Source organism: Clostridium cuniculi (genome assembly GCF_004353185.1).
GTDB lineage: Bacteria > Bacillota > Clostridia > Clostridiales > Clostridiaceae > Clostridium > Clostridium cuniculi.
On the sequence record NZ_SMUS01000021.1, the window covers coordinates 17,067 to 33,075 of the forward strand.

The window sequence follows — 16,009 nt, forward strand, 5'->3', positions numbered from 1 at the left end:
ATTAACCTCCTAAATTTATATTTTTTATTTTAAGTATTTAAAATACCCGATTTCTATTATTTTTATAAATTATAGTTTATAAAGTCTTGCTTCATATGGTCTTAAAATAAATTCTTTTATTGCATTATGTTTATCCACATTATAATTACTTAATAATAATCCTTCGTAATTTAATTCTTCTTCATAATTATATTTCGCTTCATCGTGTGATAAATTTACTATTACAATAAATTTTTCATTACCCATAGTTCTTGTATAAGCATAAATTTTCTCATCTTCCTCTAATATAAGATCATAACTACCATAAATTAGAGTTTTATATTCTTTTCTTATTGTAATCATCTTTTTATAAAAATTTAAAATTGACTTTTCGTCTTTTAATTGTGCTTGTACATTTATATTTTTATAATTTTCATTAACATTAATCCAAGGCTTTCCTTCAGTAAATCCTGAATTAATACTATCATCCCATTGCATTGGAGTACGAGAATTATCTCTTGATACTGCCCATACATACTTTAATGCCTCTTCTTTAGTCAATCCTTCAGCTAATTTTTCCTTATATATATTTATCCCTTTTACATCGTTATAATCATAAATCGAATCAAACTTAACATTTGTCATTCCAATTTCTTGCCCTTGATATATGAATGGTGTTCCTTGTTGCATAAAATACATAAGACCAAATGCTGTTGCACACTCTCTTAAATACTCCTTATCATTTCCCCAAGTAGAAATTACTCTAGGAATATCATGATTTTCTATATACAATGCATTCCATCCCTTACCATCTAATGCTTTTTGCCATTTAGTTAGTACTTTTTTATAATTCTTTACATTAAATGTATTTTCACTTTCAGCTCCCCAAAGATGTAAGTGTTCAAATTGAAATATCATATTAAACTTTCCATTCTCTTCTCCAACCCAAAGATCAGCGTCTTCAGCATCTACTCCATTTGCTTCCCCAACAGTCATAATGTCATAGTTATCAAAAGTCCTCTCTTTTAGCTCTTTCAAATACTTATGTATACCTTCCACATTCATATGTTTATCAAAAGATTCTACATATTTTAACCCTTCTGGATTATTCATATCTGTTAATCCTTCTTCTTTTTTAATATGACTAATTGCATCAACTCTAAATCCATCAATCCCTTTATCTAACCACCAATTTATCATATTATAAACTGCTTCTCTTAACTCTTTACATTCCCAGTTTAAATCCGGCTGTCTTTTTGTGAATAAATGTAAAAAATATTCTTCAGTATTTTTATCATATTCCCATGCTGATCCTTTAAAAATACTCTCCCAATTGTTAGGTTCTATTCCGTTCTTGCCTTCTCTCCAAATATACCAATCTCTCTTTGGATTATTCTTTGATGACTTAGATTCTATAAACCATGGATGTTCATCACTAGTATGATTTACTACCAGATCTATTATAAGTTTCATATCTCTCTTATGTACTTCTTCTAATAATTCATCAAAATCCTTCATTGTTCCGAAATCATCCATAATATCTTGATAATCACTTATATCATATCCATTATCATCATTTGGTGATTTATACATAGGACATATCCAAATTACATTAATCCCCAAATCTTTTAAATAATCTAATTTAGATGTTATCCCCTTTAAATCTCCTATTCCATCACCATTAGAATCTTTAAAACTCCTAGGATATATCTGATATCCTACAGCCTCTTTCCACCAAATTCGTTTCATTAAAACACACCCCTTTTATATGCAATCGGTTGCACAAATCTTTAAATAATATGTACAGTACTATTTACTGTACATATTTACATTATTAGCTTGTCTATTTATTAATCTTACAATTTACTAAACCGTTACCAGTTCTATGAATTTACTATAACATCCTAAGAAATTGTTTACAAGAATTAAATTATCCTATTTTTAGTCAAATTTTAAAATTAAGTTAGAATATCTCTCATTTTCTTCACATTATGCAATCGGTTGCACTAGATTTGTATTTTCTTTTTTATTAATGATTCCCTTTCAACTAACTTAGTTTCAATGACATAATATCCCTTGCCTTCTCTATTTTCTAATTTGTCAATTAGCAATTTAGTAGCATACATTCCTAACTTTTCAGAATTAATATCAACTGATGATAATGGTGGATTTTTATATTGAGTTAATGGTATATTATTAAATCCTACTATAGATATATCCTCATATCCTAAATCTTTAATAGCTCTTTGCACCCCAAAAGCAAGCAAATCATCAGTTGTTACAAAAGCTGATACTTTATTTTTTTCTAATATTTTTTTTGCTGCTAAATAACCATTTTTCTCTGAAAAATCATCCATCTCTATAATTAATTCATTATCTAGCTCTATATTTCTACTGAACAATGCTTGCTTGTATCCATTTAATCTATCCTTAGAAACATTCATTTCAGGTTTAGCTCCTATGAATGCTACTTTTTTATTATCTAAGTCTACCATATTTTGAGTTAAGTTATACATAGCTGCAAAATTGTCATTATCTACCCATAGAACTCCCTCAATTTCATCTGGTCTACCTATTACAACAAAAGGAAATTCCTTTTTCTTTAAATAATTAATAGTTATATCATTGTCTTTTACGTTAAATAAACATACTCCATCTACAAGATTACCTTCAGTAAACTTTTTTATCCATTCTTCATCATCCTTTTTATTTTCATTAAAAGCATACATTATATAATAATCTTCTTTTTGAGAATACATACTAATACCCTTCATAGCTTGAACAAAAAATGGATTTTCAAAGGATACTTCAGCACCCCCTGGTAATAAAACTGCTAATATCCTGGTCTTATTATTAGCTAACCCTCTTGCCACAACGCTTGGAGTGTAGTTTAATTTCTTTATTGCTTCATTAACTCTCTTTTTTGTTTCTTCACTTATTTTACTACTATTAGCTAAAACTCTTGATACTGTAGACGTTGCCACTTTTGCTTCTCTTGCTACATCTTTTATTGTTACCTTCATAAATACTCTTCCCTCTTTCTCTGCTTTTCTTCAATTTTCTCCGTTTTTCTCAAAATTCACTTTCATTTTTTGTAATTAACCTTCCTAATATAATCCATTATATTCCTGATTAATCCATTTTTCCATTTTAAACATGACAAATAGGCTTTTACATGTTAAATTTTTTTAATAAAAAAGTTAATGTAAAAGCCCTATCTGTAATTTAGATAATCGCTTTACATTAACTTTATATTGATACTGCTATTACTCTTCCACCGTATGTTATATACTATAACTTATATACCGCATGTATCTGTTAAGCTCTCTCTATTTCTCCCTCACCGAGTGCACAAAACTGCCTCTATGTATTTATGTACGAGTAGCATATTATCTAAATTATATATTGTTTTTCACCTAAATGCAATTATTTATTATATTTTCTTTTAGATAATGGTTTCATCTCTTCTCTAAACTTTTTCTTATTGCATTTGTCAAAATCAATATCCTTTAATAACTCTTTTGTATTAAATTCAGTATTACTCTTTATTGCTCCATAAAATCCTCTAATAACTTTACTTATTGTTGCTAAAAACATAGCCTTTTTAGAAACACTATTTTCTCTTTCATATGTTTTATAATAACAATATAATCTTCTAATATCTTTATTATGTTTGATAAAGACATCTGTAAGAACATAAGCATGTTTTCTAGCATGTCTACTTCCACTTTTACTAATCCCTGGTTTCTTCTTCATTCCACCTGATGATTCAGCAATTACAGTTAATCCACAAAAATTTAATAGTGATCTAGCCGATTTAAAATCTTTCATAAAATTTGTTTCTGCTAATAATGATATAAATGTACTATCTGACATTCCATCTATTTTTCCATCTAAATATTTTTCTATATTGGGTTCTATTTCTAAGGCTAATTTTTTTATTCTTGTTTCTAAATTTTTTATGACTTTCTCTAAAAATTCATATTCTTCTATTAAATTTTTAATTTCATCTTTTTTTAACTCCGTTAAAGGTTCGCAATATTCTCTTGCAACTTCTGCTTCTTGAAGATATAAAGCGATTTTTCTTCTATTAGGTAATTTGGTATACTCCCTTAACTTTCCATAAACCTCTGATACACTTAAATCTTTAATTTCATGTACACATGGATAGACTTTAAGCAAATTAATTCCTGTTGTACTTGGAAAATCCCACTCTATTACTTTGAAAACTTGATTACCTACTTCTAACCAACTGTGCATTCTATTAGTAACTTGTGCCAAAGATACTCTATAGGTATTTAAACTTCTTGTTAATTTCTTTAAATCTTTAAGTAATGTATCTGATTTCTTTATTACTACATAATGATTATCTCTTAGGCAATAACTTATAATTCGAGCATCCCCTTTATCATGCTTATTTTTAACATCTTTATAAACATCTTTCATTCTTTTTACTGTTACACTAGGCACTTGAACTACATCTACTCCTAATTTTTCAATATATTTTGCAATATTAACTCCATAATTACCTGTACTTTCTAATCCTAAAATACACTCATTATATGTTAACCCATCACTTGCTATAGCTTCATAAATATAGCTTTTCATTTCATTAAATCCATGATAAGTATTCTTAATTTCAAATTGATACCTTGGAGTACCTTCTCCTAAAAATACTATAGAAATATAATTTATTTCTTTCCCTATATCTACCCCTATAAATATCTTTTTAGATTTTTCTCTAGCCACTATGACCATCCCCTTTTTCTTTTAAATTTTTATTGCTAAATAAATATGAAAATTTTAACTTTAGTTTTCTAATATTATAAATTATAAATAATTTATAAATATAATATTATCCTTCTACAAATCACCCTCAAACCTTGATATTCACTCACTTTTCGCCCTAAATTTTCAATACCAATTCAATACTTTTTCAGTATTTTCAAAAAAATATTAAGATTTAATTTTATGTTATCAACAACTTATCAACAAACTTATCCACAAGTTATTAACAATAAAATCCATTAATTTATTTCAATTTTTATTTGTTTTTTCAATACTATTTCAATACTTTTCCATAAAAATCACCCTTTTTTCAAAATTTTATGAGAAAATATTAATATAACTTTTCTATTAAATCTCTATTAAATTTTTGACAAAATTTTATTATACATTTTTTACTTGTACAAATTTTCTATTTTTCTCAAACTAATATTTTATTTCCATATATAACGATATGTTAAAATTACAATTTGTTCTCTAAATACCAAATAGGATAAAAGTCCTTTAGGACTTTTTAATTCATCTTGTTTTTTTGAAGCACTAGCCTATCATATTTACGTTCAAGTTATAAAGCCATTCCATAAAAATTTTTGTCGGCCATGATCTAAGCATAGCAGCCAAAATTTTTTACTCCATTTTCCTTTACAACTCACTCCAATATGTAGTCTTAGGCTCAACAAAAAAACAAACAACGCCGAAGGTGTTAACCGAGAGTGTTTTACTAAAATGAAAGGATTTGATTATTTTGAAAGATTATAAAATTTTCTTATCAGCTACTGACAAAAAGATAGTTGATAAATCAATACTTAGAGTTGACCTATTTGGAGATATGAAAATTAAAGATATTAGGGAGTTGAAAGATTTTAATATTGTTTATTTCTCTAAAGGACATGAAGATTTAGTATCAATTAAAGGTCAAAAGATACCTCGCAAAGTTAGATACATACAAATTTTTAAAAGCAATTAATGAGTGTCCCCCGGGGACACCACAATATAAATACATATCAAATAAAAATATTTTAAAGAAAGAAGGAATTAACTATGAAAAAAATATCAATTATGAACATAAAGGGAGGAGTTGCTAAAACTACTTCAACTGCAAATTTAGGAGCTTGTTTAAGCCAACAAGGATATAAAGTGTTACTTATCGATTTAGATGCTCAATCAAATTTATCAAAATTATTTAAAACTTATAGTATGGAAGATTTATCTGTAGCAAATGTTTTACTTGATAAAAATTTAGATATACATAAAGTAATTAAAAAAACCGATTTTGAAAATATAGACATAATACCTGCAAACATTACTTTAACTTTTACTGAAAGAAATATACTTGTTGATAATACTAGAAGTCAACAGAATAGATTGGCTAAAGCTCTTTCAAAATTAAATGATGAATATGATTATTGTTTAATAGATTGTCCCCCAAGTTTAAATATGATTACAGTTAATGCTTTATGTGCTTCTGATGAAGTATTTGTTCCTATTAAGATTGATAAATTCGCTTTAGATGGTCTTGAATATCTCCTTGAAAGTATTGAGAATATGAAAGATGAATTTAATCCTAACCTTAATTTCAAAGGTTGCTTTATAACAATGGATAGTGCCACTACTGTAAACAGACTTATAAAACAAGAACTTAAAAATCTATTAGGTGATAAATTATTTAATACTACTATTAAGCAAAATGTAAAAGTTGTTGAAAGTACCTTTGAAGAATGTCCAGTAGTATTTAGTAATAAAAAAGCTAGGGCGAGTATTAATTATAAAGAACTTTGTAAAGAAGTTTTTTAAAAAAGTAAATATGGTGTCCCCCGGGGACACCTCCCACATACATAATACATATATACATAATAAATTAAATTCAAAAAAAATTAAGAAAGTAGGTTTTAAATATGAGTAAGAAATTTTCATTAACTGACGGAATGTTAAACGGAATAAGTAAAAACATAGAAAAGGCTAATACACTTGAAGCTAAAAACAATTTTAAAGTTGAATACATAGATATAAATGATATTAGAAGAAATGAAAAGAACTTTTATGAAATAGTAAATGTAGATGAATTAGCCGAGGATATTAAGATGAATGGATTAAATCATAATTTAGTAGTTAGACAACTTGAAAATGGTACATATGAACTTATTAGTGGTGAAAGAAGATATACTGCTCTTAACAAATTAGTACAAGAAGGTAATGAGTTATTTGCTTTAGTTCCTTGTAAAGTTATTGAAGCTAATGACATTGACGCTGAAATAATCTTAATTCAAGCTAATGCACAAACTAGAGAATTAACAGATTTAGAAAAACTTCAACAAGTAAAAAGACTTAAAGAATTATATACTACTAAAAAAGCTAATGGCGAAACTATACCAGGTAAAATTAGAAATTTAATCGCTAATGATTTAAATTTATCACCAACACAAGTAAGCAGATATGAAAGTATTAATAACAATCTTATTCCGGAATTAAAAGAAATACTTGAAAATGGTAACTTAACAATTGCTAATGCTAGTGAATTTTCAGCTTTAAGTGAAGATAATCAGAAAGTTATCTTAGATATTATAAATGATAAAGTAGAACTTAATAAAAAAGAAGCTATTGCATTAAAAAATCAACTTAAAGAAATTGAAGAAGAAAAGGAAAAAGAACTAAAAGCTAGACAATCTATTATCGAAGAAAATGCTAGGCTTAAAGCTAAAGTCAATGAAAATAATGCTAAAAGCCAAGAAGAAATTAAACAAATTGAAGGTCAATTAAGACTTGAATTAAAGAAAGAACTTAATAACAAGTATGGAGTAATGATTGAAGAAGTTAAAAGCCAAGCTAAAGCTAGTAATGAAGAAAAAGAACGTTATAAAAAAGAATTGGAAGAATTAAAGGCTAAAACTAAAGCTAAAGATGAAAATTCAGAAGAACTTAAAGAAAATTATAAATTAATTACTGAATTAAGAAATGTTTACTCTAGCTTAACTGCTCTTATGCGACAACACGATAAAATGAAGAAAAATAACATTAATTTTTCAGATGACATTTTAGATGACCTTAGAAAAGTTAATAATGCTAAATCTATACTAAATAATCTTACACATGAATTTAATTAAATAATAACGGTGTCCCCTAGGGACACCTAAATATAAAAAATATTAAAAATCAAATAAAAATACAAATAAATTTTATTTATTACGAGGTGCAAAATGAAAAATAAAAGATGGAAAAGAAAAGCTAAAAGATTAAAGGGTAAAGCTGATATATGGTACGAATGTGAATTTTGTAAATTATCCCCTTCAACTTGTCTTTCTGCTTGTTGTGTTGGAATTAGAACTTTAGAATTACAGTTTAAACAAAGTAAATAATTATTGGTGTCCCCGGGGACACCTTGGTATAAAAGTAAAGGAGTTTTTTATGAGTCAAGAAAATAATTTAACAAAATTAAATAATATTGTAACCTTAAATAATTTAGCTGAAGATCACATTATTGAATTAAGTGAAATATGTAATAAAGAACTTATTGAAACTCAAAAGAAATATTTTGAAGTTTATAAAAATAATATTTCTATCAATTCTGAAAAAAAATCTAATAAATAACACTAGGAGATGTAAATTTATGATAAACAATACTAATCAAGAAAATTATATTTGTCAAAAAATAATAAAACTAATGAAAAAGAATAAAGTAACAAATAAAAAATTAGTAAATATTATAAATGAAAATTCCACAAAAGAAATTCGAGCAATATGTACTATAACGCTAGATAGAATGAATGAAATAACTACTGGAAGTATTCCTTCGCTAATAGAATGTTTACTTATAGGACAGGCTCTTGGAAAGGGATTAGGATATTTTCATTACAATGGTTATCAAGTTAACTAAATAATTGTAATCTTTTTATCCCCCGAGGACATCAAACTATAAAATCAAAATTAAAGGAGAAATAAAAATATGAGTAACTTAAAACATACTTATGATATACAAATAAAAATAAATGAAAGAAAAAGAAGATTTAATTTGAAAGATGAAAATATCATTATCGTCGACTATTGTCTAGGCTGTCAAAAGAAATTTAAAGTTTATAGAAATGAAATTCAAAATATTAGTTCTATAAATGTATATGTAGATGACGTAACTGGTGAAAAATATTTATATTGTCTTTGTGCTAATTGTATTAAAACTTTTATAACCCCTTATAATAAGAAAGCATTTACAGAGTTAAATAATAATATTTGTAAAGAAATAGCTAAGTTTCACCCTAAAATATTATCTAACTAATAGATATTAAAAAAATCACTCTGTCATTAATGTCGGGGTGAAATTTAATGAATAATTTGAAATTAGTGTGAACTAAGTGATCTTTGAAAATTGAATAATACGGTGTTAAAAAATATATCATAATTAACTTATAATAATAATACTATAGTATTGTTAAGTTTTATAAAGTGGTAAGAGGAGAATTAATATGAGTAAACTTATTGATATATACTTAGAAGCTGTTTTCTTTGTTGTTTCAATAATATTGTGGTTATATGTACTTTTAATATCATCTGATATTCCAGTAAACATATCTAAAAATGAATTTATCATTTCGATAATAAGTTTATTATTGTTTGGATTATTCTATAGGTTTTATGTGAGAAAGTCTAAAAGAGAAGTAATAGGGGTACCTCTATTAATACCATTAGCATTTTGGCTATTATCTATGGTTGATGCAATTAAGTATAATTATCAAATATATAATACTATTATATCAATAATAGGTTTTACTATTACAGGATATTGTATTGGATTATCAATACATAGATTATTGACAAAAAGTCATACAGTTTAATATATTTATAAATTAACAATCCTAGCTTATCAAAAATAAAATTCAATATAAATTAATAAAAATACCGTATTATTCAATAAAGAATATGCGGTATTTTTTAGTGAACAATTCAAAAAAATAATTCGGACTTATTACAAGAAATATTCGGACTTAGGAGGATATATGCCACATAAGTATATAGAGGAAATTTCAGAATTAAAAAATACTCCTTATGGCTGGTCAGAAAACACTGGTAGAGATTCTAAATGGAGTAAAGAAAGAGAAGAATTTGGTTTTGACGAAAGGGAAACTTGGTCTTTAGATACAACGTTTATGTGTTGGTTATATGAGAGGCTTACTATGTTTAAAAATGTCTGTTGTATTAACTTAGATTTTCATAAATTTAATATTAATGGAAAAGACTTAACTCAACGTGAATGTATAGATAAAATGCTAGAAAACTGTAAAAGTTATATTACGAATAATACTATAGATGATGAATTAGCATATAATTTAAAAAATGAAACGTTGGATATATGGAAAGAATGTATTCATTATATGTGGTGGTAATATTCATATTTGTATGAAAGATATATTAGAAGGAGAATTTAATTATGGGAATGGATAAAACATGGATAGCTATATTGTTATAATGGCTATGAAGAAATTAAATTTAGCCCTTCCGAAATTAGTTTAGATTAAATAAAATTTATTAGGAGGATTTTTATATGAAAAAGAAATTATTAATATTTTCGTTATTACTATCATCAACTTTACTTATTGGTTGTAATAAACAAATTTTAGATACTACTTGGAAATTTGATAAAGCAATTATTGTTATAGGTTCTGAACAAATTGAAGTTGATATTGATAGTTGGAAAGACTTTGACGATACAACTGTTCAAATAAAGTCTAAAGATGGAAAAGTATATTTAACTGATATTAAAAATGTTTTAATGATAGGAGGCTAATTATTATGTGGTTATCTATATTTTCATTAGCTTTAGCTTCCTTTTCATTAGGGTTCTCTTTAGCTAATTATATTAATAATAAAATCAATAAAAATTCATAATTTAAATCTAGGTAGATAATTTCTTCAAGTTATCTACTTTTTTGTACCTGGCACTATTCCCATCACCCACTTATTACGCTTCAATAAAATAATATACTCTATAGCTTTACCTTGTTCCATCTACCAAGCGACCAAGCTAAAACTAAGAGTATCTAATTTTATTTTTGCTATAAGCGTGTACCCGATGGAGTGCTTCCAAATCAGTAAGAAGTCCTTTTAATGGACTTCTTTTTTATTCTGTTTTTTTGAAGCACTAGCCTATCACATTCCAAGTTTACTTATCAAAAACCATAAAAAACTTTTTATCAGCAGATCAAGTTTGCTATGCAGCTAAAAACTTTTTTATTGCCTATCGGCTTTTTGACAAGCACTTTCCATGTGTAGTCTTAGGCTCAACAAAAAAACAACAACGCCGAAGGTGTTAACCGAGGGTGTTGTAATAAAATGAAAGGATTTGATTAAATGAAAAATTATATAATATTAAAATGGAGAAGTTTGAAAGCTTATAAATTTACGAAAAAATGACATTTGAAGGACTTCATAAATATAAAAAGAAATATTGGAGGAATTAATTATATGAAAGCAAAAATAGTTATTACACAAGGTGTTAATTCTCTATTAGAAAACAAAGTTTTTACTGATAAGGATTTACTTTCTACTATAATACAATTTACTGCTAATGATTGGGGAGTTTTATCTGATGAAGATAAAAAGTTACAAGATGAGTTATTATTAATTCCAAACTCTGAATACTCTGAAAGATTTATGGGTGTTTATATGATACATAATATTAAAATTTGGATTTTTAGAGAATATGACTACTCTATAGATACATTTTTAACTACTATTTTACTTCCGGAAGAATATTAATAAGGTGTCCCCGGGGGACACCTTTATTAATTTACTTAAATTAAATATCAACTTTTACATTAGAAGTATTTTCGCTCTTATACTCTCCAACTGTATCTTTAGCTTTCTCAATATTTTCTTTAATTACTTCTTTTACTTTATGTACATTTTCTTTTACTTCTTCTTTAATATCATCAACTGATTTTTCACTTAGTAATTTACTAATTAACATACCTGCTCCTAATCCAAGAATAACTCCAACAATTAACCCTTTACTTTTATTCCTCATATTTCTACACCTATCCTTTCATAACTATTTATACTTTTATTTTATAAAAATAGTAACTTTTATTTCAATAGGTTTATTCGTGAATTTTTATTATTTTTTACTTTTACATTCAGAACAACTTGTATAATATATAATAGAATTTCTTTTATACATTCTTTTACCTTCTACTAATCTTTTTTCCTCCTTTACTAATTCAGAACATTTAGAACAAATATATCTATCTACTACTGTACTACTTTCTTCATCATATTTATATGCTGGTACTATAACTTTTTTCATATTCATATCTCTCCTATTCATTTTATCTATGTATAAATTATCATATTTATTTTAATAAATCTTTATTAAATTTTTAAACTACTTATTTAATTACCCCTTCGCTCGTTTTACAATTTTTATTTTTACTTGCTCTATAAACAAAAGTATTTAAATAAAGCTAGTTTTCTAGCTTTATTCACTCGCTCTCCCCCTAAGTGGAAAATTTAAAATAAAAAAATTAAATTTTCACTTAAAAGGAAGAACAATAATATTATTCTCACAGTTAAACTGCTATATTGGTCAAACTCGCTTAGGTCTAGTTTTATCAAGTATACTACCATGTAACTCCCAATATACCCCTAGGAGTAAATATCAAACTCCACTAGGACAGGCACTCCACTTCTAAATACTTCTTATAGAAGTTTGTCTAAGATTTTAGCCTTACCCTTCTAACGGAGATATTATCGGTGGTGAGCCGATTAGTTTTTTAGAGTGTTATTCCTTTAACCACTTACCTTGTACGGATTTTTCCATTTTAAAAAGGTGTCCCCTGGGGACACCCTCATTTATTGATTTAATTTCGTTTTAATTATAAATCCAGAGTTATTACTCTCATGCTCAATAAACAACTCTCCATATAAACCTTTTTCTCTCAACTTTTTTATTACTTCTTCATGCGTCATATTCTCTATTTTATTTAAACATTTTCTAAGTTTATCTTTTATACTCATAATATACTACCTTTAATATTCTTTTCTATTTCTTAATTTTATTTAATATTTTTAATAAAAATTTATTTTTTTCAATTTCTTCTTTATCTGCTTTTAAATATACTTGTCCTACAAATTTTACTGCATCATTTCCTTTTAAATTAGGTGTTGCTTGTATTGGTTTTATCCCTTTAAAATAACCACTCATTTTACACCTCCTGCAATGCACTTTTTAACTTGTTTCTATAGGCTTTTAATCTTTCATATTCTTTTACTGTATTTTCATAAACTATTCTATATTCTTCTATAGTTTCCTTATAACATTTTTCTGCAACTACCCTTTCATATTCTTTTCTTGCTTTAATCATATTATTATAAGCATATTTAGTTTTCAATGAATATTCTTCATAGATCGTTGGCTCAAATTTATATGATAAATTTTCAACTTTACTCATTTGATTTTCTATAGTAAATTTTCTGCTAATATCATTACAATTTATAGTTGTTCCATTTAATAAATCTAATAGCTTACTAACTTCTTTCACAAAATAATAGACTTCTTCCTTTTTAATACTTTTCGTTAACTTTTCCATAATTTTTACTCCTATGTAAAATAAAATCTAGGCTCTTTTAATTAAGCCTAGATTTATTACTTTTCCTGAATACACTAGAGAATTACTTAAATAGTTTTTCCTACTTAAAGCTAGTATTTCAATACTTTATTCTAATTCCATCTCTTTATATTTTTCTATTTTTTTATCTTTATCTAATATAATTTCTTTATGTTCAAATTCTAAATCATTACTTTTCAAATAATCATCTACTAATTTATGCAAATAGAAGTTATCCCCTATCTTTTCATTAATAACCTCTATTAAATCTACGCTTGTTCCTTTATCAATTATAAATTCTTCATTATATTTGATATTTTCATTAAGTGAAAAAGTAAACTCTATTGCTTTGTCTACTGTCCCATTTTCAACTTCTTTCTTGAATTTTTCTAATGTTTCTACTAATGTAAGTTTTTCTCCTTCAACAAAGCTAGAAACTTCTGAATAAATTACTTCTACACTTCTATCTCCTTTGTTCTCTAACTCTGCATTTACTATATTTTCTTTTTCAAAATTTATTGACTTATCTATTTCATTATTTAATAAATTAAAATCACGTTCCATATACTCCTCATAAACTTTATCTAATAAATCTAAATCATCTATCCCTTTTTCAATAGAAATCATAGCTTTCACAAAATCACCATAGTTTTCTTTCATTAACTTTTCAATTTTTTCTTTCATTTCTTCTAGCTCTATTAATCTTTCTGCTTCTGCTATTTCTTTATCTGTTAATTTCCAATCATCATTTTCTCTCCCTTGTTCAACTTCATTTACTTCTTCTTTCACCTTTAATAAATTTGAACACTCTGCTAAATGTCTATCATAAAAATATTTTATTTCATCTATTCCTTTGAAATCAGCCTTATACAAAGGAATACCATCATCTTCTATAATATCTGTTATAAAAAAAGATGTTCCCTTCTCTATGAAAGAACCATCTTTTAATTTAATATCTTCACTAGTTACAAACACTCTCTCAATATAATTATCTTCTTCTAATTCATAACCAACTATTTTATTAATTTCTTTATTAACAAAAGATTGTAAGTATTTATTTACTTCAAGTTCTTTTTCTAATATTTCAAGTGGAGGGAAAATTTCTTCATCATAACGTTTTATTTCTTCATCTAATTTATTATATTCGCTCTCTAAGTCTACTTTAGCATTAGCTAAATCTAAAAACTTCTTGTTTTCAATTAATTCTTCTCTTAATTCTTGATTTATCCCTTTATCATAAAAATATTTATTTAACCATTTTTTATCTTCTTTTATTTCATATATACTATTTTTATCAACATTTTCTTTAATATTATTATTATTCATAAATTCTTGCTCCTTTATTTCATATAAATTCTTATCATGAATTTTTTCTTCTTTTAGCTTATATAAGTTTTTATCATCATCAATGTATATTAAATTATTCAAGTCATAACTTTTGCCAATATATACATCTGTGTATTTCCCTTTAACCTCTATTGCTACTACCTCATTTTTTATATTTAACTCCTTGTCTTTTTGCAAATATACATTTGAATTATTTTCATTTATTATATTTTCCAATTCATCTCTAGTAATTTCCTTTATAACAACTTTATCTTTACCTAGAAAATTTATTAATTTTTCATCTTCTATTTTTTTCTCTAGTATATTTTCATTTTCTAATGATAAAGATAACTCCTTATCATTTATTAAAGTTTTTTCTATAACTTCAATATATTCTTTTACTGTTTCTCTAACTTCATTTATTAGTTTTTCTTTATCTTTTAATTCAACATCTTTAGTCCATGAATTTATATATCTAAATGAATATTCTGATGTATCTAATCCGAAATAGCTGCATACTACGTATGCGGCCATTTCTGCTTGAAATTCCTTTGCATTTGTAGTGTAATTATCTCTAGTTTCCATAGTGTGAAGTTTTGCATGGGTTAACTCATGAATTAATGTTTTGACATTTTGCAATTGAGTATTTCTAGGATTTAAAGCTACTTCTTTAGTTGCTGGGTAACTCACTCCTTTTACTGCACCTAATTCATCTTTAGGCTCTATAATTTTAACTCCTATTTTCTTTGCTATATTTTCCATAGCTTTATACATTAAATCATAATCTTTTACTTCTCCCTCAATCCATCTATTAGGAAATATCTTAGGTAAATCTTCTGATTTAGCATTTGTTTGAGAAACTTCAAAAACATAGCCTTGATTGAATATTAATTTACCTTGTCTAACTTCTATTTCTCCTTGCTCTATTAACTTCTTTTCTTCAGTAGTTGCTTTACTTAATTTAACTTCTTCCCCTTTTTCATTTATAAAATAATCACTTAATTTATTAGGAACTAATATTTTTATCCCTTTCTCACCTTTATTGACAGTAAATCCTTTTTCTTTCCAAAAAGAATATGAACCAACTGCTAATGCTCCACAAAATTGTTCTTGAATTAAAGAAGCATTTCTTAATGAATAGTTATAAAATTTACTCATATAATTCAATAACTCTTTAAGATTCTCTGGCGTAGTAAAACAATTTTCTATTCCTGCATTAGCTTTTTCTATAAGTTCATTAACTTCCTTTTCTTTTTCTTCCTTTGATTTTCTTTTGTATGGTTTTGCCATCTCTTTTTTCTCCTTTCCTAAAAATTTGTATAATAAAA

At 25.9% G+C, this 16,009-nt stretch carries 20 protein-coding genes; 11 read left to right on the forward strand and 9 right to left on the reverse strand.

The annotated features are described in order from the left end of the window. Window positions 1-69: 69 nt before the first annotated feature. The 3 genes from EJJ37_RS11540 to EJJ37_RS11550 all read right to left on the reverse strand — a co-directional run bounded on the left by EJJ37_RS11540 (window position 70) and on the right by EJJ37_RS11550 (window position 4,728). Window positions 70-1,728, reverse strand: coding sequence for a glycoside hydrolase family 13 protein (locus EJJ37_RS11540; RefSeq protein ID WP_133015734.1), 1,659 nt, complete (start codon window positions 1,726-1,728; stop codon window positions 70-72). A 257-nt stretch (window positions 1,729-1,985) separates the two neighbouring features. Next, complete coding sequence (locus tag EJJ37_RS11545; protein ID WP_133015735.1) at window positions 1,986-3,002, reverse strand: LacI family DNA-binding transcriptional regulator; 1,017 nt, start codon at window positions 3,000-3,002, stop codon at window positions 1,986-1,988. Between the two features lie 403 nt (window positions 3,003-3,405). Then, window positions 3,406-4,728, reverse strand: a complete 1,323-nt coding sequence (locus EJJ37_RS11550; protein WP_166484749.1) for an IS110 family transposase — start codon at window positions 4,726-4,728, stop codon at window positions 3,406-3,408. Between the two features lie 781 nt (window positions 4,729-5,509). On the opposite strand from EJJ37_RS11550, the gene EJJ37_RS11555 reads away from it, so the two are divergent. From EJJ37_RS11555 to EJJ37_RS11600, 11 genes are all read left to right on the forward strand, one after another. Then, window positions 5,510-5,731, forward strand: coding sequence for a hypothetical protein (locus EJJ37_RS11555; protein ID WP_243124884.1), 222 nt, complete (start codon window positions 5,510-5,512; stop codon window positions 5,729-5,731). 74 nt (window positions 5,732-5,805) lie between these two features. Continuing rightward, entirely contained in the window at window positions 5,806-6,558 is a 753-nt protein-coding gene (locus EJJ37_RS11560; protein ID WP_133015737.1) for a ParA family protein, read from the forward strand. Between the two features lie 101 nt (window positions 6,559-6,659). After that, window positions 6,660-7,865: a ParB/RepB/Spo0J family partition protein gene (locus tag EJJ37_RS11565; RefSeq protein WP_133015738.1), complete on the forward strand. Its 1,206-nt coding sequence runs from the start codon at window positions 6,660-6,662 to the stop codon at window positions 7,863-7,865. Between the two features lie 93 nt (window positions 7,866-7,958). Beyond that, window positions 7,959-8,117, forward strand: coding sequence for a hypothetical protein (locus EJJ37_RS20245; RefSeq protein WP_166484750.1), 159 nt, complete (start codon window positions 7,959-7,961; stop codon window positions 8,115-8,117). Window positions 8,118-8,166: 49 nt separating this feature from the next. Next, a complete protein-coding gene (locus tag EJJ37_RS11570; RefSeq protein ID WP_133015739.1) occupies window positions 8,167-8,349 on the forward strand; it encodes a hypothetical protein in 183 nt (60 codons plus the stop codon). A gap of 19 nt (window positions 8,350-8,368) precedes the next feature. Continuing rightward, a complete protein-coding gene (locus EJJ37_RS11575) occupies window positions 8,369-8,635 on the forward strand; it encodes a hypothetical protein (RefSeq protein ID WP_133015740.1) in 267 nt (88 codons plus the stop codon). Window positions 8,636-8,704: 69 nt separating this feature from the next. Beyond that, window positions 8,705-9,031: a histidine kinase gene (locus tag EJJ37_RS11580; protein ID WP_133015741.1), complete on the forward strand. Its 327-nt coding sequence runs from the start codon at window positions 8,705-8,707 to the stop codon at window positions 9,029-9,031. Window positions 9,032-9,218: 187 nt separating this feature from the next. Then, window positions 9,219-9,587: a hypothetical protein gene (locus tag EJJ37_RS11585; protein ID WP_133015742.1), complete on the forward strand. Its 369-nt coding sequence runs from the start codon at window positions 9,219-9,221 to the stop codon at window positions 9,585-9,587. A gap of 162 nt (window positions 9,588-9,749) precedes the next feature. Beyond that, window positions 9,750-10,136 carry a hypothetical protein gene (locus EJJ37_RS11590; protein WP_133015743.1) on the forward strand — a complete coding sequence of 129 codons (387 nt, stop codon included), beginning with the start codon at window positions 9,750-9,752 and terminating at the stop codon, window positions 10,134-10,136. Window positions 10,137-10,294: 158 nt separating this feature from the next. Next, window positions 10,295-10,537 carry a hypothetical protein gene (locus EJJ37_RS11595; RefSeq protein ID WP_133015744.1) on the forward strand — a complete coding sequence of 81 codons (243 nt, stop codon included), beginning with the start codon at window positions 10,295-10,297 and terminating at the stop codon, window positions 10,535-10,537. 677 nt (window positions 10,538-11,214) lie between these two features. Then, window positions 11,215-11,508 (forward strand): hypothetical protein, encoded by a 294-nt coding sequence (locus EJJ37_RS11600; RefSeq protein WP_133015745.1) that lies wholly within the window; start codon window positions 11,215-11,217, stop codon window positions 11,506-11,508. A 40-nt stretch (window positions 11,509-11,548) separates the two neighbouring features. On the opposite strand, the gene EJJ37_RS11605 is transcribed toward EJJ37_RS11600, so the two are convergent. From EJJ37_RS11605 to EJJ37_RS11620, 6 genes are all read right to left on the reverse strand, one after another. Next, window positions 11,549-11,776: a YtxH domain-containing protein gene (locus EJJ37_RS11605; protein ID WP_133015746.1), complete on the reverse strand. Its 228-nt coding sequence runs from the start codon at window positions 11,774-11,776 to the stop codon at window positions 11,549-11,551. Between the two features lie 90 nt (window positions 11,777-11,866). Then, window positions 11,867-12,055, reverse strand: coding sequence for a hypothetical protein (locus EJJ37_RS11610; protein ID WP_133015747.1), 189 nt, complete (start codon window positions 12,053-12,055; stop codon window positions 11,867-11,869). A gap of 545 nt (window positions 12,056-12,600) precedes the next feature. Then, window positions 12,601-12,765 carry a hypothetical protein gene (locus tag EJJ37_RS20250; protein ID WP_166484751.1) on the reverse strand — a complete coding sequence of 55 codons (165 nt, stop codon included), beginning with the start codon at window positions 12,763-12,765 and terminating at the stop codon, window positions 12,601-12,603. Between the two features lie 25 nt (window positions 12,766-12,790). Further along, the gene (locus EJJ37_RS20255) at window positions 12,791-12,952 is read right to left on the reverse strand and encodes a hypothetical protein (RefSeq protein WP_166484752.1); all 162 of its coding nucleotides are present in this window, start codon (window positions 12,950-12,952) and stop codon (window positions 12,791-12,793) included. Between the two features lies 1 nt (window position 12,953). After that, on the reverse strand, window positions 12,954-13,337 hold the full coding sequence (locus EJJ37_RS11615) for a hypothetical protein (protein ID WP_133015748.1): 384 nt from the start codon (window positions 13,335-13,337) through the stop codon (window positions 12,954-12,956). Between the two features lie 126 nt (window positions 13,338-13,463). Next, window positions 13,464-15,971: an ImmA/IrrE family metallo-endopeptidase gene (locus tag EJJ37_RS11620; protein WP_133015749.1), complete on the reverse strand. Its 2,508-nt coding sequence runs from the start codon at window positions 15,969-15,971 to the stop codon at window positions 13,464-13,466. Between the last annotated feature and the right edge of the window lie 38 nt (window positions 15,972-16,009).

Coding starts and splice junctions, on each gene's coding strand:
- EJJ37_RS11540 (WP_133015734.1), bottom strand. CDS start 1,728: ATGAAACGAATTTGGTGGAAAGAGGCTGTAGGATATCAGATATATCCT.
- EJJ37_RS11545 (WP_133015735.1), bottom strand. CDS start 3,002: ATGAAGGTAACAATAAAAGATGTAGCAAGAGAAGCAAAAGTGGCAACG.
- EJJ37_RS11560 (WP_133015737.1), top strand. CDS start 5,806: ATGAAAAAAATATCAATTATGAACATAAAGGGAGGAGTTGCTAAAACT.
- EJJ37_RS11565 (WP_133015738.1), top strand. CDS start 6,660: ATGAGTAAGAAATTTTCATTAACTGACGGAATGTTAAACGGAATAAGT.
- EJJ37_RS20245 (WP_166484750.1), top strand. CDS start 7,959: ATGAAAAATAAAAGATGGAAAAGAAAAGCTAAAAGATTAAAGGGTAAA.
- EJJ37_RS11570 (WP_133015739.1), top strand. CDS start 8,167: ATGAGTCAAGAAAATAATTTAACAAAATTAAATAATATTGTAACCTTA.
- EJJ37_RS11575 (WP_133015740.1), top strand. CDS start 8,369: ATGATAAACAATACTAATCAAGAAAATTATATTTGTCAAAAAATAATA.
- EJJ37_RS11580 (WP_133015741.1), top strand. CDS start 8,705: ATGAGTAACTTAAAACATACTTATGATATACAAATAAAAATAAATGAA.
- EJJ37_RS11585 (WP_133015742.1), top strand. CDS start 9,219: ATGAGTAAACTTATTGATATATACTTAGAAGCTGTTTTCTTTGTTGTT.
- EJJ37_RS11590 (WP_133015743.1), top strand. CDS start 9,750: ATGCCACATAAGTATATAGAGGAAATTTCAGAATTAAAAAATACTCCT.
- EJJ37_RS11595 (WP_133015744.1), top strand. CDS start 10,295: ATGAAAAAGAAATTATTAATATTTTCGTTATTACTATCATCAACTTTA.
- EJJ37_RS11600 (WP_133015745.1), top strand. CDS start 11,215: ATGAAAGCAAAAATAGTTATTACACAAGGTGTTAATTCTCTATTAGAA.
- EJJ37_RS11605 (WP_133015746.1), bottom strand. CDS start 11,776: ATGAGGAATAAAAGTAAAGGGTTAATTGTTGGAGTTATTCTTGGATTA.
- EJJ37_RS11610 (WP_133015747.1), bottom strand. CDS start 12,055: ATGAAAAAAGTTATAGTACCAGCATATAAATATGATGAAGAAAGTAGT.
- EJJ37_RS20250 (WP_166484751.1), bottom strand. CDS start 12,765: ATGAGTATAAAAGATAAACTTAGAAAATGTTTAAATAAAATAGAGAAT.
- EJJ37_RS20255 (WP_166484752.1), bottom strand. CDS start 12,952: ATGAGTGGTTATTTTAAAGGGATAAAACCAATACAAGCAACACCTAAT.
- EJJ37_RS11615 (WP_133015748.1), bottom strand. CDS start 13,337: ATGGAAAAGTTAACGAAAAGTATTAAAAAGGAAGAAGTCTATTATTTT.
- EJJ37_RS11620 (WP_133015749.1), bottom strand. CDS start 15,971: ATGGCAAAACCATACAAAAGAAAATCAAAGGAAGAAAAAGAAAAGGAA.